This window comes from Shinella sp. WSJ-2 (assembly GCF_003432075.1).
In the GTDB taxonomy this organism is placed as follows: Bacteria; Pseudomonadota; Alphaproteobacteria; order Rhizobiales; family Rhizobiaceae; genus Shinella.
The window spans coordinates 213315-232697 of sequence record NZ_QWBU01000003.1 but is presented as its reverse complement, the minus strand read 5'-3'; the positions used below and the strand labels follow the sequence as shown (position 1 = coordinate 232697).

At 65.5% G+C, this 19383-nt stretch carries 16 protein-coding genes and 1 tRNA gene; 10 read left to right on the top strand and 7 right to left on the bottom strand.

Annotated features, from left to right (window positions below):
• Window positions 1-117: 117 nt before the first annotated feature.
• The 6 genes from D0Y60_RS08785 to D0Y60_RS08760 all read left to right on the top strand — a co-directional run bounded on the left by D0Y60_RS08785 (window position 118) and on the right by D0Y60_RS08760 (window position 7537).
• Complete coding sequence (locus tag D0Y60_RS08785) at window positions 118-1650, top strand: acyl-CoA carboxylase subunit beta (protein WP_117368877.1); 1533 nt, start codon at window positions 118-120, stop codon at window positions 1648-1650.
• 25 nt (window positions 1651-1675) lie between these two features.
• Window positions 1676-3679, top strand: coding sequence for an acetyl/propionyl/methylcrotonyl-CoA carboxylase subunit alpha (locus D0Y60_RS08780; RefSeq protein WP_117368875.1), 2004 nt, complete (start codon window positions 1676-1678; stop codon window positions 3677-3679).
• The gene (scpA, locus tag D0Y60_RS08775) at window positions 3679-5805 is read left to right on the top strand and encodes a methylmalonyl-CoA mutase (protein WP_199564150.1); all 2127 of its coding nucleotides are present in this window, start codon (window positions 3679-3681) and stop codon (window positions 5803-5805) included. Before D0Y60_RS08780 ends, scpA begins: the two co-directional genes overlap by 1 nt.
• A 10-nt stretch (window positions 5806-5815) precedes the next feature.
• Window positions 5816-6217 carry a methylmalonyl-CoA epimerase gene (gene mce, locus D0Y60_RS08770; protein WP_117368871.1) on the top strand — a complete coding sequence of 134 codons (402 nt, stop codon included), beginning with the start codon at window positions 5816-5818 and terminating at the stop codon, window positions 6215-6217.
• Window positions 6218-6393: 176 nt separating this feature from the next.
• Window positions 6394-6729 (top strand): hypothetical protein, encoded by a 336-nt coding sequence (locus tag D0Y60_RS08765; RefSeq protein ID WP_117368869.1) that lies wholly within the window; start codon window positions 6394-6396, stop codon window positions 6727-6729.
• 67 nt (window positions 6730-6796) lie between these two features.
• Window positions 6797-7537 carry a class I SAM-dependent methyltransferase gene (locus tag D0Y60_RS08760; RefSeq protein ID WP_117368867.1) on the top strand — a complete coding sequence of 247 codons (741 nt, stop codon included), beginning with the start codon at window positions 6797-6799 and terminating at the stop codon, window positions 7535-7537.
• A gap of 6 nt (window positions 7538-7543) precedes the next feature.
• On the opposite strand, the gene D0Y60_RS08755 is transcribed toward D0Y60_RS08760, so the two are convergent.
• Window positions 7544-8239, bottom strand: coding sequence for a dimethylsulfonioproprionate lyase family protein (locus D0Y60_RS08755; RefSeq protein ID WP_158565436.1), 696 nt, complete (start codon window positions 8237-8239; stop codon window positions 7544-7546).
• Window positions 8240-8451: 212 nt separating this feature from the next.
• Window positions 8452-8526 (bottom strand) — tRNA-Gln (locus D0Y60_RS08750).
• Window positions 8527-8737: 211 nt separating this feature from the next.
• Here D0Y60_RS08750 and D0Y60_RS08745 point away from each other — a divergent pair.
• Together D0Y60_RS08745 and D0Y60_RS08740 are read left to right on the top strand one after the other, a co-directional pair.
• Entirely contained in the window at window positions 8738-9034 is a 297-nt protein-coding gene (locus D0Y60_RS08745; protein WP_117369691.1) for a cupin, read from the top strand.
• 14 nt (window positions 9035-9048) lie between these two features.
• Window positions 9049-9978, top strand: a complete 930-nt coding sequence (locus tag D0Y60_RS08740) for an MBL fold metallo-hydrolase (protein ID WP_117369689.1) — start codon at window positions 9049-9051, stop codon at window positions 9976-9978.
• On the opposite strand, the gene D0Y60_RS08735 is transcribed toward D0Y60_RS08740, so the two are convergent.
• Window positions 9975-10880, bottom strand: coding sequence for a DUF1499 domain-containing protein (locus D0Y60_RS08735; protein WP_117369687.1), 906 nt, complete (start codon window positions 10878-10880; stop codon window positions 9975-9977). The genes D0Y60_RS08740 and D0Y60_RS08735 overlap by 4 nt on opposite strands.
• A gap of 252 nt (window positions 10881-11132) precedes the next feature.
• Between D0Y60_RS08735 and D0Y60_RS08730 the strand changes: the two genes are divergently transcribed.
• Both D0Y60_RS08730 and D0Y60_RS08725 read left to right on the top strand, forming a co-directional pair.
• Window positions 11133-11513 carry a hypothetical protein gene (locus D0Y60_RS08730; protein WP_117368863.1) on the top strand — a complete coding sequence of 127 codons (381 nt, stop codon included), beginning with the start codon at window positions 11133-11135 and terminating at the stop codon, window positions 11511-11513.
• Window positions 11514-11622: 109 nt separating this feature from the next.
• Window positions 11623-11880 carry a hypothetical protein gene (locus D0Y60_RS08725; protein WP_117368861.1) on the top strand — a complete coding sequence of 86 codons (258 nt, stop codon included), beginning with the start codon at window positions 11623-11625 and terminating at the stop codon, window positions 11878-11880.
• Between the two features lie 12 nt (window positions 11881-11892).
• On the opposite strand, the gene ppdK is transcribed toward D0Y60_RS08725, so the two are convergent.
• The 4 genes from ppdK to D0Y60_RS08710 form a co-directional block, all read right to left on the bottom strand.
• A complete protein-coding gene (gene ppdK / locus D0Y60_RS08720) occupies window positions 11893-14559 on the bottom strand; it encodes a pyruvate, phosphate dikinase (protein WP_117368859.1) in 2667 nt (888 codons plus the stop codon).
• A gap of 157 nt (window positions 14560-14716) precedes the next feature.
• Entirely contained in the window at window positions 14717-14863 is a 147-nt protein-coding gene (locus tag D0Y60_RS24840; RefSeq protein WP_199564129.1) for a hypothetical protein, read from the bottom strand.
• Between the two features lie 80 nt (window positions 14864-14943).
• On the bottom strand, window positions 14944-18408 hold the full coding sequence (locus tag D0Y60_RS08715) for a chromosome segregation SMC family protein (RefSeq protein WP_117368857.1): 3465 nt from the start codon (window positions 18406-18408) through the stop codon (window positions 14944-14946).
• Window positions 18409-18483: 75 nt separating this feature from the next.
• Complete coding sequence (locus D0Y60_RS08710) at window positions 18484-19380, bottom strand: DsbA family protein (protein WP_117368855.1); 897 nt, start codon at window positions 19378-19380, stop codon at window positions 18484-18486.
• Window positions 19381-19383: the final 3 nt, after the last annotated feature.

Sequence of the window (19383 nt, the reverse complement as noted above, 5' to 3'; positions counted from 1 at the left end):
ATGTGTAACGCTTGCATGTGCACCCGATCAAGTGTTCATTTCTGCCGCCATTGGGCCTAAGCATGATCGATCGGGGCATTTTTCACGCCCCCTGTTGAACCGGATACGGACGAAGCGATGCACGCAATTCTCGACCAACTCGAAGCCCGCCGCGAGGCGGCCCGGATCGGCGGCGGCCAGCGCCGCATCGATGCCCAGCATGCCAAGGGCAAGCTGACGGCGCGCGAACGCCTCGACGTGCTGCTCGACGAGGGTTCCTTCGAGGAATACGACATGTACGTCACCCACCGGGCAACCGAGTTCGGCATGGCCGAGCAGAAGGTCGCGGGCGACGGCGTCGTCACCGGCTGGGGCACGATCAACGGCCGGCAGGTCTATGTGTTCAGCCAGGATTTTACCGTGCTCGGCGGCTCGCTCTCCGAGACCCATGCCAGGAAGATCTGCAAGATCATGGACATGGCCGTCCGCAACGGTGCGCCGGTGATCGGCCTCAACGACTCGGGCGGCGCGCGCATCCAGGAGGGCGTGGATTCGCTGGCCGGCTATGCCGAGGTCTTCAAGCGCAATGCGGAGGCATCCGGCGTCGTGCCACAGATTTCCGTGATCATGGGTCCCTGCGCGGGCGGCGCGGTCTATTCGCCCGCCATGACCGACTTCATCTTCATGGTGCGTGACTCATCCTACATGTTCGTCACCGGTCCCGACGTGGTGAAGACCGTGACCAACGAGATCGTCACGGCGGAAGAGCTGGGCGGCGCGCGCACCCACACGCAAAAATCCTCCGTCGCCGACGGGGCCTACGAAAACGACATCGAGGCGCTGGAGCAGGTTCGCGCGCTGTTCGATTTCCTGCCGCTCAACAATCGCCAGAAGCCGCCGCTCCGGCCGTTCCACGACGACCCGGCGCGGCTGGAAGAACGGCTCGACACGCTGATACCCGACAGTTCCAACAAGCCCTACGACATGAAGGAACTGATCACCGCGATTGCCGACGAGGGCGATTTCTTCGAGATCCAGGAGGCCTTCGCCAAGAACATCGTCATCGGTTTCGTGCGCATCGAGGGTGAGACGGTCGGCGTCGTCGCCAACCAGCCGATGGTGCTGGCCGGCTGCCTCGACATCGACAGCTCGCGCAAGGCCGCCCGCTTCGTGCGGTTCTGCGATGCCTTCTCGATCCCGATCCTGACGCTGGTCGACGTGCCGGGCTTCCTGCCGGGCACAGCACAGGAATATGGCGGCGTCATCAAGCACGGCGCAAAACTGCTCTTCGCCTATAGCCAGGCCACCGTGCCGATGGTGACGCTGATCACCCGCAAGGCCTATGGCGGCGCCTACGACGTCATGGCCTCCAAGCATATCGGCGCCGACATCAACTATGCCTGGCCGACCGCCGAGATCGCGGTGATGGGCGCCAAAGGCGCCACGGAAATCCTCTATCGCTCGGAACTCGGCGACCCGGAAAAGATCGCCGCCCGCACGAAAGAATATGAAGAGCGCTTCGCCAATCCCTTCGTCGCCGCCGAACGCGGCTTCATCGACGAGGTGATCATGCCGCATTCCTCGCGCCGCCGCATCGCCCGCGCCTTCGCTTCGCTGCGCGGCAAGCAGGTGGAAACGCGCTGGAAGAAGCACGACACGATCCCGCTCTGAGCGACGCGACAAAGGCCTTAAAAGAATGTTCAAGAAAATCCTCATCGCCAATCGCGGCGAAATCGCCTGCCGGGTCATCAAGACGGCGAAGAAGCTCGGCATCGCCACCGTCGCCGTCTATTCCGATGCCGACCGCGGAGCGCTGCATGTCGAGATGGCCGACGAGGCCGTGCATATCGGCCCGGCACCCTCGGCGCAGTCCTATATCGTCATCGAGAAGATCATCGAGGCGATCCGCAAGACGGGGGCGGATGCCGTGCATCCCGGCTACGGCTTCCTCTCGGAAAACGCCGCCTTCGCCGAGGCGCTGGAGAAGGAAGGCGTCGCCTTCATCGGCCCGCCGGTCGGCGCCATCAAGGCGATGGGCGACAAGATCACCTCCAAGAAGCTCGCCGCCGAAGCCGGCGTTTCCACCGTGCCTGGCCATATGGGCCTGATCGAGGATGCCGACGAGGCGGTGAAGATCGCCGGCCAGATCCGCTATCCCGTGATGATCAAGGCCTCTGCCGGCGGCGGCGGCAAGGGCATGCGCATCGCCTGGAACGATGCGGAGGCGCGCGAGGGCTTTCAGGCCTCAAAGAACGAGGCGAAGAGCTCCTTCGGCGACGACCGCATCTTCATCGAAAAATTCGTGACGCAGCCGCGCCATATCGAAATCCAGGTGCTGGGCGACAAGCACGGCACGACCCTCTATCTCGGCGAGCGGGAATGCTCGATCCAGCGGCGCAACCAGAAGGTCGTCGAGGAGGCCCCCTCGCCCTTCCTCGACCCCGCAACGCGCAAGGCCATGGGCGAGCAGGCCGTGGCGCTCTCCAAAGCGGTCGGCTACCATTCCGCCGGCACGGTGGAATTCATCGTCGATGGCGACAGGAATTTCTACTTCCTCGAGATGAACACGCGCCTGCAGGTGGAGCATCCGGTGACGGAGCTGATCACCGGCATCGACCTCGTCGAGCAGATGATCCGCGTCGCCGCCGGTGAACGCCTGTCTTTCGGGCAGGGCGACGTAAAGCTCAACGGCTGGGCGATCGAAAGCCGGCTCTATGCGGAAGACCCCTACCGCAACTTCCTGCCGTCGATCGGCCGCCTCGCCCGCTACCGTCCGCCGGTGGAAGGCGCGCAGGCCGACGGCACCATCGTGCGCAACGATACCGGCGTCTTCGAGGGCGGCGAAATCTCGATGTATTATGACCCGATGGTCGCCAAACTCTGCACCTGGGCACCGGCGCGGCTTGCCGCCATCGATGCCATGGCGACGGCGCTCGACGATTTCGAGGTCGAAGGCATCGGCCACAACCTGCCCTTCCTCTCCGCCGTGATGGGCCATGAGCGCTTCAGGGCCGGACGGCTCACCACCGCCTTCATCGCCGAGGAGTTTCCGGACGGTTTCCACGGCGTCGCGCCGGATGCCGCGTCGGCCCTTAAGCTTGCCGCCGTCGCCGCCGTCGTGCAGCAGGCCGTGCAGGAGCGCGCCGCGCAGATTTCCGGCACGATCGGCAATCACCGCCGCGTCGTCGGCAAACAATGGGTTGCAAGCCTTGCCGATGGCGAGCATGCGGTGACGCTGGAAAACCGGGATGGCGGCGTTTCCATCCATTTCGAGACCGGCGAGACGCTTTCCGTGGAAAGCGACTGGATGCCCGGCCGCCGCCATGCCGTCTTCACCGTCGCGGGGGAACGACTGGGCGTGAAGGTGGACCTTGCCGGCCCGGCGATCCGCCTGCGCTGGCATGGCATGGATGTGAAGGTGCATGTGCGTGCGCCGCGTGTCGCAGCCCTTGCCCGCCTCATGCCGAAGAAGGCGCCGCCGGATACGTCGAAACTGCTGCTCTGCCCGATGCCCGGCGTCGTCACCGCGCTTCTTGTTGCCGAAGGCGATGTCGTCGAGGCGGGTCAGGCGCTCGCGACGATCGAGGCGATGAAGATGGAAAACATGATGCGGGCCGAGCGCCGCGGCACCGTCAAGCGCCTCGCCGTCAAGGTCGGGCAAAGTCTTGCGGTGGATGAAACGATCCTGGAGTTCGAATGATGGCCGACAAGACGCTGAAGGACTGGGAGGCGCTCGCCGAGAAGGAACTGCGCGCCAGCCCGGAAACGCTGACCTGGCAGACGCCTGAGGGCATCGCCGTCAAGCCCGTCTATACTGCTGACGACGTAGCCGGCATCGACCATCTCGGCTCGCTGCCGGGCTTTGCCCCCTTCGTGCGCGGACCGCGCGCCACCATGTATGCCGGCCGCCCCTGGACGATCCGGCAATATGCCGGCTTCTCGACGGCCGAGGCCTCCAACGCCTTTTACCGCAAGGCGCTCGCCGCCGGCCAGCAGGGCGTCTCCGTCGCCTTCGACCTTGCCACCCATCGCGGCTATGACAGCGATCATCCGCGCGTCGTCGGCGATGTCGGCAAGGCGGGAGTGGCCATCGACAGCGTCGAGGACATGAAGATCCTGTTCTCCAACATTCCGCTGGAGAAGGTCTCCGTCTCCATGACGATGAACGGCGCGGTCATCCCGATCCTCGCCAATTTCATCGTCGCCGGCGAAGAGCAAGGTGTTGCGCGCGAAAACCTGTCCGGGACCATCCAGAACGACATCCTCAAGGAGTTCATGGTCCGCAACACCTATATCTACCCGCCGCAGCCCTCGATGCGGATCATCGCCGACATCATCGAATACACGGCACGCGAGATGCCGAAGTTCAACTCCATCTCGATCTCCGGCTACCACATGCAGGAGGCCGGCGCGACGCTGGTGCAGGAACTCGCCTTCACCATCGCCGACGGGCGCGAATATGTCCGCGCCGCCATAAACAAGGGTTTGAATGTCGACGATTTCGCCGGCCGCCTCTCTTTCTTCTTCGCGATCGGCATGAACTTCTTCATGGAGGCGGCGAAGCTCCGCGCCGCCCGCCTGCTGTGGGACCGCGTGATGGACGAGTTCCAGCCGAAGAAGGCCTCGTCGCGCATGCTGCGCACCCATTGCCAGACCTCCGGCGTCTCGCTGCAGGAACAGGATCCCTACAACAACATCGTGCGCACCGCCTTCGAGGCGATGTCGGCCGCACTCGGTGGCACGCAGTCGCTGCACACCAACTCCTTCGACGAGGCGATCGCGCTGCCGACGGAATTTTCCGCCCGGATCGCGCGCAACACGCAGCTGATCCTCCAGCACGAGACCGGCGTGACCAAGGTCGTCGATCCCCTCGCCGGCTCCTACTATGTCGAAAGCCTCACCAGCGAGCTGGCGGAAAAGGCCTGGGCGCTGATCGAGGAAGTCGAGGCGCTGGGCGGCATGACGAAGGCCGTCATCGAGGGACTGCCGAAGCGCCTGATCGAGGAGGCCGCCACCCGCCGGCAGGCCGCCGTTGATCGCGGCGACGAGGTAGTCGTCGGGGTCAACAAATATCGGCTGGAGGACGAGCAGCCGATCGACATTCTGGAGATCGACAACAGCGCCGTGCGCGCATCGCAAATCAAGCGGCTGGAGGACATCCGCCGCCGCCGCGACGGCAAGGCGGTTGACGCGGCGCTCGGCGCGCTGGAAACCGTCGCCAAGACCGGCGAAGGCAATCTTCTCGAAGCCGCCGTCGCCGCCGCACGGGCGCGCGCCACCGTGGGCGAGATTTCCGATGCCATGCGCCGCGCCTTCGGCGACCATGCGGCCCTGCCCGAGGTGGTGGGCGATATCTACGGCCCCGCCTATGGCGACGATCCGGAATTCAGGACGCTCACCGGCCGCATCGCTGCGCACAAGGCGCGGCCGAAGATCATGGTGGCCAAGCTCGGCCAGGACGGTCATGACCGCGGGGCGAAGGTGATCGCCTCAGCCTTCGGCGATCTTGGCTTCGAGGTGCTGATGGGGCCACTCTTCCAGACGCCCGACGAGGCGGCGGAGCTTGCCGTCGCCGAGAAGGTGCAGGTCGTCGGCATGTCCTCGCTCGCCGCTGGCCACAAGACGCTGGCGCCGGCGCTGGTCGCATCGCTGCGCGAGCGCGGGGCGGAGAACGTCGTCGTGGTGGTCGGCGGCGTCATTCCGCGGCAGGACTACGATTTCCTCATCGAAAACGGCGTGGCCGCCGTCTTCGGCCCCGGCACCAATGTGCTCGATGCGGCCAATGCCGTGCTCGACCTTGTCGAAGGCCGGATCCGCAACCAGTAAGGAGAAGCCCATGCTCGGAGCGCTCAACCACGTCGCCATCGCCGTGCCCGATCTGGCGGCGGCGGCGAACCGCTACGCCGAACTCGGCGCGAAGGTCTCCGCCCCACAGGACCTGCCCGAGCACGGCGTCACTGTCGTCTTCGTCGAACTGCCCAACACAAAGATCGAACTGCTCCACCCGCTCGGCGAAGCCTCGCCGATTGCCGCCTTCCTCGAGAAAAACCCGGCCGGCGGCATCCATCATCTCTGCTTCGAGGTGCCCGACATCGCCGCTGTCGCCGATACGGTGCGAGCGACGGGCGCCCGCATTCTCGGCGACGGCACGCCGAAGATCGGCGCCCACGGCAAGCCGGTGCTTTTTGCCCATCCCAAGGATTTCCACGGCGCGCTGGTGGAGTTCGAGCAGGCGTAAGGGCCGTCCTTTCGCCATACTGTTGCAAATCCGCAAGGTTTCCAGTCGTTCGACGGGGACAATCACAAAGTTTACGGCAAGCGATTCCCCTTTTGCACGGGCTGCGCTATGGCGAATCGAGGCTCGTTTTCGAGTCGCCCCAACACGGCCGCACCGAAGTCCAAGGAACTGGCACTATGAACTCCCGCATTGCAATTCTGGCAGGCGTCGCGCTTGCCCTCGCCGGATGCACCACCGCCACCGTCGCGTCCAATCCGCTGCAGGCCCGCTGGAACGGCAAGGCCGCTGGCACCTTCTTCGCGGCCTATGGCCCGCCGCAGTCCGATGCCGCGGGTTCGGGCGGTTCGACGGTCTACAAGTGGCGCGGCGGTTTTGCCAAGGGCAAGTCCTGCACGGTCGAGCTGACCGTCAGCGAGAGCTACAAGATCAACAATATCCGCGCCGTCGCCGATCGTCCCGATCCGAAGGGCGGCCCATCGCACTGCGAAAAGGTTCTCGACGCCGCCAAGTAACGGGCGCATCGATCGATCCCTTTCAAGGCCGTGCGGAAACGCGCGGCCTTTTCATTTGGAGGACACAATGCAGGAAGACCGTCTCTATCACGACCCCGAACTCGCCGATTTCTACGATCTCGAAAACGGCTGGTCGCGCTCGCCCGATTTCGCCTATTGCCTGTCGCTGGCCAAGGATGCCGCAAGCGTGCTCGATCTCGGCTGCGGCACCGGTGAACTTGCCGTGGCGCTGGCGGAGGGGCGCACGGTCGTCGGCGTCGATCCGGCTCCCGCCATGCTGGAGATCGCACGGGCCAAACCGGGCACGGCGGAATTCATCGAGGGCGATGCACGCACGCTGCGGCTTGGCCGCCGCTTCGATCTCGTGCTTCTCACCGGCCACGCCTTCCAGGTCTTCCTGACGCCGGAGGACCGCCGCGCGGCGCTCGCCACCATCGCCGCCCATCTCGCCCCCCGCGGCCGCTTCCTCTTCGACAGCCGCAATCCCGCCTGCCGCGAATGGGAGGAATGGGGGCCGCAGGAATCGCTGCGCACCGTCGAGCATCCGCGCTTCGGCGCCGTCTCTGCCTGGAACGATGTCAGCGAAGACCCTGCCACAGGCATCGTCACCTACGGCACCCACTATGAAATCCAGGCGACGGGCAAGCGCCTCTCGGCCGCCTCGCGCATCGCGTTTCCGGAAAAAGCCGAGCTGGAAGCATTGATGGCCGAGGCCGGCCTGCGGGTGGACCGCTGGCTAGGCGACTGGGAGGGGAACGAATGGCGCGCGGGAGCGAAGGAGCTCATCCCGCTCGGTAGCCTGGTTTAAACGCCGTCAGCGGCTTTGCAGAAGATGCGCCCACAGCATCATCAGCGGCCGGGCTGTCGAGCGAACGGCAAAATGGCCTCCCGCCGGATAGTGCAGCGCCGTGCCGAGACGGCGCCGGCTCCAGTCGCCGGCTTCAAGCGTGAACTCGCCGTCCGTCAGTGGAAGAACGACGGACGGGTAAGGCTGGATGAAATCGGGAAAGCGCGTATAGGGCGCAAGCAGGGTCAGGCCGATGCGGACGTCGCTGCGCTGCTCCAGGCCATGTTCGCCGATCAGCACGGCATGCGCATGGTCGCGCTCGAAATTCACGCTGGCATAAGGCCCGGCCGGTCCCTGATGCCAGACCATGGCATCCCGCAGCTCGGCAAGCGCCTCGGAGAGCCCCCGCCCCTGGGCGCCCTGCTTGGAGAGAAGGCGCAGCGCCGTGTCGAAGCTTGCCGGACGCGCGCCCTTGATGGCGGGATCGCCCGCGGCCGTCACATGGGCGCCCGGCTTCTGCAGCTTGTGGATCACCTTGCAGCCGGTGAAATTCGCCATCAGCGGCGAGGCCGGCGATACGACCACATTGCCCATCGCATCAATGACATGCTGCAACGCCCTCGGTCGCCCGCCCCAAGAGCGGCTTCCCCCCCGCGCCGCAACCGCCGGCCCCGCCAGGAACGGGTCCCTGCTTTCCTGTTTGCGCCGGTTCAATGAGGTCATGCGTTTCATCCGACATGTCAAAAACGACGGGGTGATCCCGGCCTTGGATGGGGCCGGTGATGGTCAACCGGAATGAAGGAGAATTCGCTTGAAATCAATGCGATTCGACGACTTTTGCAGCCTAGCGACATTCATTTGTGGTGAAGCCCATCAAACCGCATGGCACGGGCGAAGCGGATCGAAATCGATTGTGTCTCTGGAAACGAGCCGCGTGGCTGGGGCGCCAGGATTCGAACCTGGGAATGCCGGTACCAAAAACCGGTGCCTTACCGCTTGGCGACGCCCCAACACAGCGGGTGCCTGATTAGCAAAGGGCGCGGGGGTGGACAATGGTTAAGTTCTCTCTTCCGCGATAATTCTCGCCCCCACCGACTTGGAATGCATGCCGCTTGGCGCTTGGCAGGTGGGTTGGCGGCGGGTAGGGTCGGGCGATGACCGTCCTGGGCGGCCGAGCCTATTCGATGGGCCTGCGCGCCGCCGTTCTCACGAGGAGCCATGATGTCCCAGTTTCGTGCCCGTCCACCAGCCGTGCCCACCGTTCTTCTCGACGATACCGTCGTGCGCGTCACGCGCTGGGATTTCGCGCCGGGCGCCGATACCGGCCATCACGTGCACGGACTCGGCTACGTCGTCGTGCCGATGACGGATTGCGACTTCTTGATCGAGGAGGAGACGGGCGAGCGGCGCGTACATACGAAGACCGGCGCGGTTTACCGGCGCGAGGCGGGCGTGGCGCACAATGTCGTCAATGGCGGCGACAAGCCGATGAGCTTTATCGAAATCGAATACAAGTGACCGCCGTGTCGAATATATCGCAAGACGACGCGCCGCGCTTCGACCTTGAGTTCAAGCCGGCCTATGGCGAGGCGGTGTCTGTCGCGCCGGGCGTGCAGCGCCTCACCGTCAACAATCCAAGCCCCTTCACCTTTCACGGCACGAACAGCTATATCGTCGGCGGCAAATCCGTCGCCGTCCTCGACCCCGGGCCGGAGGACGAGGCGCATTTCGCCGCGCTGATGCGCGCGCTTGCCGGCCGGGAGGTGACGCATATCGCCGTCAGCCACACCCACCGCGACCATTCTCCGCTTGCCCGCCGGCTGAAGGCGGAAACCGGTGCGATCATCGTCGCCGAGGGGCCGCACCGGGCGGCGCGTCCGCTGCATGAGGGCGAGAGCAACCCCTTTGCCGAGAGTTCCGACATCGACTTCGTGCCCGATATCGCGCTTGGCCACGGTCAGCGCGTGGAGGGCGACGGCTGGGCGCTGACGGCGCTGCTCACGCCCGGCCACACGGCCAACCATGCGGCCTTCGCGCTCGACGGTCCCGATGGCATCGTGTTTTCCGCCGACCATGTCATGGCCTGGGCGACGACCATCGTCGCACCGCCCGATGGCGCCATGGCGGACTACATGGCCTCGCTGGAACGGCTGCTGGAACGCGACGACCGCATTTATTTTCCCGGTCATGGCGGACCGGTCAGCGAGCCGGCCTCGTTCCTGCGCGGCTTGCGCACCCATCGGCGCATGCGCGAGCGGGCGGTGCGCGAGCGCATCCGGGCGGGCGACCGGCTGATCGCCGACATGGTGAAGGTCATCTACCGCGAGACCGATCCGCGGCTGCACGGTGCGGCGGCGCTTTCGGTGTTGGCGCATCTGGAGGATCTCGTCGCCCGCGGCGAGGTGGTGACCGAGGGGCCGCCCTCGCTGCACGGACTCTATTTCCCGGCGCCGGGCTCTTAATCCCCAGCGATGCCGAGCAGTTCGGCGTCGAGCGCCTTCAGATAGCCCTCGACCAGGTCGGCGCCGATGCCGAGATCGTGCGGCCCGTAACGCGAGGCGGCGCGCATGTCGACCAGCGTCGTCTCGGCCTCTTCGCGCAGGCGGATAACCACATCGAAACGGAAGCCGAAGATCGGCGAGCGCCATTCGCCCTGCAGCAGCACATCGCCGGGGCCGCCGATATGCGGCAGGGCCGGAACCGCCTCCGGGCGGGCCTCGGGGATCGGCACGTCACCAAGCGCCTCCTGGCTCTTCGCCACCTTTTTGGGATCTACAACGAGGTCTTCGAGGTCTGCCTGGATATTGTCGAGGCCGGCTTCGCTGGTGATGATGATGCCATAGGCGGTCGCGACCTTGCGTGCGCCTTGGTAAACGCGGTCGAGCGCCCCTTCATAGCGCCGCCCGGACAAAGCGGGGTAGTCTTCGAGCTGCACTTCGCGATCGCGCGCAGTCACCGTGGCGGCACGCGGCAGCCAATCCTGCTGGACGGCTGGCTGCGACAGCCAGGGCGGCGGGGCAATCGTATCGGTTGTCACATCATAGAGCGCCGGACGATAGAAATAGGCATAGGCCGCCGCGCCGGAAATGCCGAGCGGCAAAAGCGAGAAGAGCAGCGCCGTCAGGGCCGCCTTGCCGCCGCGCGCACCGACCATCCAGAGCCGCGCGAGACCCACGGCCGCCAGCAGCACGGCCAGCCCCGCCATGACAGCGGCAAAGCCGGCGAGCGCCAGGAAATGTGGCGTGGTGAGCGGGCCAAAACGATGCGACAGCACGATGGCGATGAACAGCACACAGGAAAACAGCGCAAGCCGCCGCGCCCAATGCGCCGCATGGGAAACGGGCCGTTCGTACTGGATCGTGATCGCCATGGCGCACCCGCTCTGCCCGCGGCACCGCTGCCGCTTTCCTTCCCTAACGCAGGAAAACGGATTTTTCCACCGCCGCCGCGGCGCGCTCTCCTGTAGACACTTCGACCGCGCACCGCGAAAAAACTTGCGTGCCGTAAATTTGCCACGCTCGTTAACGAGTTTTCATAAACGGGGGTAATTTCTAAAAGCGCGGGCGAACAAAACAGCGTTTCGCCCGTTTGCAGGACTTGGTTTAGGAGCACGACGATGTTGCCGACGCAGACTGCCGCCGACACACCGCTCGCCATCACGGCTGGCGAACCCGCCCTCCCCCTGGAGCTTCTCGAACTCGAATTGTCGCTCGACGGTTTTTCCGGTGACGAGACGGGTTTTGCCGAGGCCGTGCGCACCGCCGCAAGTCAACTCGGCGGCGATTATCTCTTCGACCTTCCCGCTTCCGGCCTTGCGGAGGACTGCGTGCGCATTGCGGCGCTCCGCGTGCCGAAGGGCGACGCGGGCACTTTGAACGTCGTGTTTGCCTTGCTCGATGCCGAGGGTTCGGCCATCCGCGTGGAAAATCCCGACGAGAAGACTGCGGACCTCAAGCGTTTCGCCGACGCTTTCGTCGACGTGCTGCAACGGATATGACGGCCGGCTTGCGGACGGCCCCCTCAGGAAAATGCGATGATCGCACGGGCGCTGTACACTGTCGGGCGGCAGGCGTTATGTCTGCCGCATAGCAGTTTCCGGAGTTCCCATGTCGAAACCCCTCATTCGCTTTGCCGCACTTGCCACGACCGCGCTTTTCCTCGCCGGCTGCCAGACGGCGGCGGAAGTGCGCGCCAATGATGAAAACAAGTGCCGCGCCTATGGCTTCCGCCCCAACACCGATGCCTTCGCGGAATGCCTTCAACGTATCGATCTCGACCGCCGCGCCGATTTCCGCGCCGCGCGCATGGATCCGTTCCTATGGAACCAGCCGACCGTGATCTATGTTCACGGCCGGCGCCACTGATCTCCCGTCACATCAGCCCTTGCTGCTGAACGCGGCCTGCGCGGCCGCCAGCCTTGCGATCGGCACGCGGAAGGGCGAACAGGACACGTAATCGAGCCCTGCATCCTCGCAGAAATGGATCGAGGCCGGGTCGCCGCCATGCTCGCCGCAGATGCCGAGCTTCAGGTCGTTGCGCGTGCGGCGGCCGCGCTCGGCGGCGATGCGGATGAGTTCGCCCACGCCATCGAAATCGAGCTGCACGAACGGATCCTGCTCGACGATGCCCTTCTGGATATAAGTCGACAGGAACGCCGAGGCGTCGTCGCGCGAGATGCCAAAGGTCGTCTGCGTCAAGTCGTTGGTGCCGAAGGAGAAGAATTCGGCCGATTCGGCGATGACATGGGCACGCAGAGCAGCACGCGGCAGCTCGATCATTGTGCCGGTGAGATAAGTGATCGGCACGCCGCTTTCGGCGATGACGGCCTTGGCGACCGCCTCGATGCGCGCCTTCACGTAATCCAGCTCCGCCTTGAGGCCGACGAGCGGCACCATGATCTCGGGCTCGACGGCAGCCCCGGTCGTCTTCGCTGCCTCCACGGCGGCCTCGAATATGGCGCGCGCCTGCATTTCGGCGATCTCGGGATAGGAGATGGCAAGGCGGCAGCCGCGATGGCCGAGCATGGGGTTAAATTCATGCAGCGTATCCACACGGTGGCGCAGCACGGCCTCATCGATGGAAAGCGCCGTCGCGACTTCGGCGATTTCCTCATCCGTCTTCGGGAGGAATTCGTGCAGCGGGGGGTCGAGCAGGCGGATCGTCACCGGCAGGCCGTGCATGATCTCGAACAGCTCGACGAAATCCGAGCGCTGCATGGGCAGGAGCTTGGCGAGCGACGCCCGGCGGCCGGCCTCATCCTCGGCGAGGATCATCTCGCGCATCACATTGATGCGGTTGCCCTCGAAGAACATGTGCTCGGTGCGGCAGAGGCCGATGCCCTCGGCACCGAAGGAGCGCGCCGCGCGGGCATCCGCCGGCGTTTCGGCATTGGTGCGCACCTTCATGCGGCGCGTGCGGTCGGCCCATTCCATGATGCGGCCGAAATCGCCAGACAATTCAGGCTGCAACATCGGGATTTCGCCCTTCAGCACCTGGCCGGACGAGCCGTCGATGGTGATGACGTCACCTTTCCTCAGCGTCACGCCCTGCGCCACCAGCATCTCGTTGCGCAGATCGACACGCAGCGTGCCAGCGCCAGAAACGCATGGGGTGCCCATGCCGCGCGCCACGACCGCCGCATGGCTGGTCATGCCGCCGCGCGTCGTCAGGATGCCTTCGGCGGCGTGCATGCCGTGAATGTCTTCCGGGCTCGTCTCGATGCGCACGAGAATGACCTTGCGGCCCTCTTCCTGCGCTTGAACGGCATCTTCCGACGTGAAGACGATGGCGCCGGTCGCCGCGCCCGGCGAGGCCGGCAGGCCGGAGCCGATGACATCGCGGCGGGCGCGCGGATCGATGGTCGGATGCAGCAGCTGGTCGAGCGAGGCGGGATCGATGCGGGAGACGGCTTCGCCCTCGCTGATCAGCCCGCCCTCGGCCATTTCGACGGCGATCTTCAGCGCGGCCTTGGCGGTGCGCTTGCCCGAGCGGGTTTGCAACATCCAGAGTTTTCCGCGCTCGATGGTGAATTCGAGATCCTGCATATCGCGGTAGTGCTGCTCCAGCCGGTCGCAGATGCCGCGGAATTCGGCAAAGGCCTCCGGCATCAGCTTTTCCAGCGAGGGGCGGTCGGAGCCCGAGGCGATGCGAGCCTCCTCGGTGATGTTCTGCGGCGTGCGGATGCCGGCCACGACATCCTCGCCCTGCGCGTTGACGAGGAATTCGCCGTAGAGCTTGTTCTCGCCCGTCGATGGGTTGCGCGTGAAGGCGACGCCCGTGGCCGAGGAATTGCCGAGATTGCCGAAGACCATGGCCTGGACATTGACGGCGGTGCCCCAGACGGCGGGAATATTGTGCAGCGTGCGATAGGTGACGGCGCGCGCATTCATCCAGCTGGCGAAGACCGCGCCGATGGCGCCCCAGAGCTGGACTTCCGGATCCTGCGGAAACTCTTCGTCGAGCTCTTCGCGGATGACCTCCTTGTAGCGCGCGATGACATGCTGCCACTCGACGGCGGAAAGTTCGGTGTCCTGCTCATGGCCAAGCCGGCCCTTCTCGTCTTCCAGGATTTCCTCGAAGACCTCATGGTCGAGGCCCATGACGACATCGCCATACATCTGGATGAAGCGGCGGTAGCTATCCCAGGCGAAGCGGGCATCACCCGCATCGTGGCCGAGCGCCTCGACGGTCCGGTCGTTGAGGCCGAGGTTGAGGACCGTATCCATCATGCCCGGCATGGAGGCGCGCGCACCGGAGCGCACGGACAGCAGCAGCGGCTTGGCGGTATCGCCAAAGGTGCGGCCGGTGATCGCCTCCATCTGGCGCAGCGCCTCGCGAACCTGTTCCTTCAGCCCGGCCGGCAGGGCGCGGCCGTTGTCGTAATAGTGATTGCAGGCGGTCGTGACGATGGTGAGGCCGGGGGGCACGGGCAGGCCGAGATTGCACATTTCCGCAAGATTCGCGCCCTTGCCGCCCAGCAGATTCTTGTCTGCAGCGCTGCCTTCGGCACGACCATCCCCAAAGGTATAGACCCACTTCTCCATCGACGCCTCCCCAAATGCGTTTTTTCAATCTACAGGAACTCCATCCCGTTGAAAACGCGGCACGATAGGAATTTTGCTGCACTGCGTCAAAATTGCGACGGCGGTGCAATATTATGGGAAGGCGATATAGGTAGACGGCCAACGGCGGCCGTCACCGTCAATTCCCCTCGATTGAAAGCCCCTTCTCATCCACCCGAATCTCGACCCCGTCAGGCTTCTTTTCCTGCTGATAGGCATAATAGGAAAACCCGGCCACCACGACGATGAGGGCGCCGATGACCATGTAAAGTGCGTCTCTGCTCACGATTAATTCCCCAATTGCAATGTCCCGCCGGCAAGACCGCGCGGGCGCTTATCAATGCATCGGGCGAGGTTTTGTTCCCGTCAGGAGGCTTCGCGCAGCTGCTCGGCCGTCTGGAGGTCTACCGATACCAGTTGCGAGACGCCCTGCTCGGCCATTGTGACGCCGAAGAGGCGGTTCATGCGCGCCATGGTGATAGGATTATGGGTGATGATGACGAAGCGGGTCTCGGTGGAGGCGGCCATCTCGTCCATCAGATTGCAGTAGCGCTCGACATTGTGGTCGTCGAGCGGCGCGTCCACCTCGTCCAGCACGCAGATCGGCGCCGGGTTGGTGAGGAAGACGGCGAAAATCAGCGCCATGGCGGTCAGCGCCTGCTCGCCGCCCGAGAGCAGCGTCATGGTCTGCGGCTTCTTGCCGGGCGGGCGGGCGAGGATTTCGAGACCGGCATCGAGCGGATCGTCGCTCTCGATCAACTGCAATTCCGCCGTGCCGCCGCCGAACAGGTGGGTGAACAGGCGCTGGAACTGCACGTTGACCACGTCGAAGGCGGCGAGCAGCCGCTCGCGGCCCTCGCGATTGAGGCTCTGGATGGCCGAGCGCAGCTTGCGGATCGCCTCGATGATATCCTCGCGTTCGGCGACGAGGGCATCGAGCTTTTCCGTCAGTTCCTTCTGCTCCTCCTCGGCGCGCAGGTTCACCGCGCCCAGCCGCTCGCGCTCGATCTTCAGCCGGTCGAGTTCGCGTTCGCGCTCGCGCGGATCGGGCAGCGGCGCATCGGCGGGATGGCCGGTGAGGCGCAATGCCTCGTGCGGCGCGCAGGACAGGGCCTCGCGGATGCGCGCCTCGCCCTCGACGCGGCGCTCGCGGGCGGACACAAGGCGCTCTTCCGCACGGCCCCGGATCTCGCGGGACTCGGCGAGTTGCGAAAGCGCGGTGGCGGCGATGCGGTCGGCCTCGCGCTGGCGGTTTTCGGCCTCCTGCAAGGCATCCGCGGCTTCGCGGCGCGCGGCCTCGGCGTTGGTAAGGCCGGTCAGGAGCTCGCGGCGCTTGTCCTCGATTTCGTCGGGGGCTTCGGCCAGCTCCTCCATTTCCTCGCGCGCTTCCACCTCGCGGTCGCGCAGGGTCGCGATGTGGTTTTCGGCGCTCATGGCGCGGGTCTTCCACGTCTCGCGCTCGGCGGCAATCGCCATCAGGCGGCGCTTGCGGTCGGCCATTTCGCGGGCGAGGCCGTCATGGGCGGCGCGGGCCTCGGCAAGCGTCGCGCGGTCGGTGGCGACATCCATCGTATGGGTGCGCAGGCGAAGATCCAGATCGGCGAGATCGGGGGCGTCCTCCAACGCGCCGCGCGCATCCTCGAGCGAGGTCGCAGCCTCGTCCACCTGCGCCTCGATCTGCGCGCGCGTTTCCGCAAGCACGGCGCGGCGGCGGATGAGATCGCCGGCGGCGCGCTCGGCGGCTTCCAGCGCGTCGCGGGCCTCGGCAAGCGTGCGGGTGGCGGCACGCTGCGTTTCGCGGGCGGCCTGCTGGCGCTGCGTCTCGGCACGGATCGTCTCGCCGGCGCGGGCGAGATCGGCTTCGGCGTCGGAGAGAGCCGCGCGGGCGTTTTCCAGCTCTGTTTCGAGTTCGGCGAGGCGGTTCTTCTGTTCGAGGCGCAGCGCGGCGGCACTGGGCGCATCGGCACCGGTGACATGGCCATCCCAGCGGAAGACCGCGCCGTCGCGTGTGACGAGCCGTTGGCCGGGCTTCAGCTGCGGCAGCAAAGCCAGTGCCGCATCGACACTGCCGGCAATGCCGATCTGCGCCAAACGGCGATGCAGGACTTCTGGTGCCCGGACGCGTGTGATCAGGGCGGTGACGCCGGATGGCAAAGCGGGATCACCGGACGCGTCGCCGGAAAGGCGCCAGTGCACGGGCGCATCGCTGTCAGCGGGGGAATCGAGATCGTCACCAAGCGCGGCGCCGAGTGCGGTTTCATAGCCGCGGTCGACATCGACATGCTCGACGACAGGCGCGAAAGCCCCGCCGGCAGCGCCGGCCTCCAGCATGCGCCGGATCGTACGGGCTTCCGTCTCGATGCCGGCAAAGCGAGCGCGGGCGGTATCGACGGGGCCGCGGAGCGCGCTCTCGGCAAAGCGCGCCTCCTCCAGCGCCTCCTCCACGGCGACCAGCATCTCACCGGCCGCCTCCAGGGCCTCTTCAGCAAGCTGTACGGCGGCGCGGCGCTCTTCTGGATCGGGCAGCGCATGGATGCGCGCATCCATCTCGTCGAGGTCGCGCGTCTGCGCATCCAGTTGCTGGCCGAGACGGAAATGGCGCTCCGAGAGATCGCGGATCGCCTTTTCCAGCTGGTTGCGCACGGCTGCAGCTTCCGCCCGTTCTGCGGTGACGGCGGCAAGAGCCGCTTCGCTTTCCGCGAGCTTTGCGGCGGCCTCGTCCATCGTCTCGCGGGCGGCTTCGGCGCGTTCGTCGGCCTCGGCGAGGATTTCGCCGATCTCCTCCTCTTCCGCCGTCAGACGATCCAGCACGGCGGCATTATCCGCCACCATGCGCTCTTCGCGGACGATATCCTCGGCAAGCTGCGCCAAACGGCGGCCGAGCTCATCGCGGCGGCGCAACAGCCGGGCGGCGTCCTCCTCCAGCTGCGTGCGGGCGATCTGCAGGCGTTGCAGCACGGCGGCGAGTTTCGCCTCGTTCTCGCGCAGTTCCGGCAGTTTCAGGCTGGCGACGGCCTGTTCCTTGGCGGCTTGCATCTGGGCATTCGCCCGCTCGGCGACAATGGAGGTCGCCTGGTTGAGCTGGCTTTCCGCCTCGCCCTCGGCCTCCTTGGCCTGCACCCAGCGGATATGCAAAAGCATCGCCTCGTGGCGGCGGATATCGGCCGAGAGCATCTTGAAGCGGTTGGCCTGGCGCGACTGTCGCTTCAGGCTCTCGATCTGGCTTTCAAGCTGCGAGGTGACGTCTTCCAGCCGCTCCAGATTGGTTTCGGCGGCGCGCAGGCGCAGCTCCGCCTCGTGGCGGCGCGAATGCAGGCCGGAAATGCCGGCCGCCTCTTCGAGCAGCTGGCGGCGCGCCTGGGGTTTCGCCTGAATGAGTTCGCCGATACGGCCCTGCCCGACCATGGAGGGCGAGCGCGCACCGGTGGAGGCATCGGCGAAGAGCAGCTGCACATCCTTGGCGCGCGCCTCCTTGCCGTTGATGCGATAGACCGAGCCGTTTTCGCGCTCGATGCGGCGCGTGACCTGGATCTCGTCCTGATCGTTGAAGGCGGCGGGCGCGGTGCGGTCGGAATTGTCGAGATAGAGGCCGACTTCGGCGGTGTTGCGGGCGGGGCGATTGCCGGAGCCGGAGAAGATGACGTCGTCCATGCCGGACGCGCGCATGTTCTTGTAGGAGTTCTCCCCCATCACCCAGCGCAGCGCCTCGACGAGGTTCGACTTGCCGCAGCCGTTCGGCCCGACGACGCCGGTCAGGCCGCGCTCGATAACGAATTCTGAGGGTTCGACGAAGGACTTGAAGCCGAGAAGGCGGAGCTTGGTGAACTTCATGCGTTCACCTGCCCCTCAAAGTAAAAAGCGGGCGCACGGCTTCCGCCGTCGCCCGCTTCAAAACCGGTCGAAGGATCAAAGCATGCTGTCGATGAGGGCCGACATGGTGTCAACCGACATGTCCCCTGCGTAGCGCTTGCCGTTGATCAGGAAGGTCGGGGTCGCCGCGACGCCGAAATCCTTGGCACCGCGTTCACGTACCGCGTTCACATCATCCAGAAGCTTCTGGTTCGTCAAGCAGGCCTGGAAGCTCTCCTGTGTAAAACCGGCGAGTTTGGACATCTGCAGCAGCGCTTCGCGGCCATCCTGCGCGGCAGCCCAGGTTTCCTGCTGCTTCATCAGCATGGACAGCATCGGGAAATACTGTGCGGCTTCCGTCAGCTTCGTCGTGTCCTGCGGGTTGCAGCGCGCCAGCATGAAGGCGGCGGCAGCGCGCGGATCGAAGGGGAATTCGCGCACGATGAAGCGAACCTTGCCGCTATCGACATACTTCGCCTTGATGGCGTCGAAGGTGTTGTTGTGGAAGGCCGCGCAGTGCGGGCAGGTCGTCGACATGTATTCGACGATCGTCACCGGGGCATTCGCCTCGCCGAGCGCCATGTCCGGAAGCGCGCCGGGCTTCAGCACTTCCGCCATGTCGACATCGCCTTCGGACGTCGGAACTTCGGCAGCCTTGGCTTCGGCGGCGGGCTTCTGGGCGGTTTCGGTCGTCGTCGTGGTGGTCGTTGCAGCCGTACCGGTTGCCGTGCTCGTGCCCGTCGTCGTGGTCGCCGGCGTCGTGGCGGTCTCGGTCTTCGTTTCCGTCGACGTGGCCGGCGTCGAGCTTGCGCTTTCCGTCGTCGTCTGGCTGGTCTCGGGAGCCTTGGCGGTCTCCTTCTTCTCGTCGCTGCATGCAGCAAGCGTCACGGCAAGCGCGGCGACGGCGACGCCGGAGAAGAGGCGCTTCATCAGGCTCATTTCGGAAAGGGACATGGT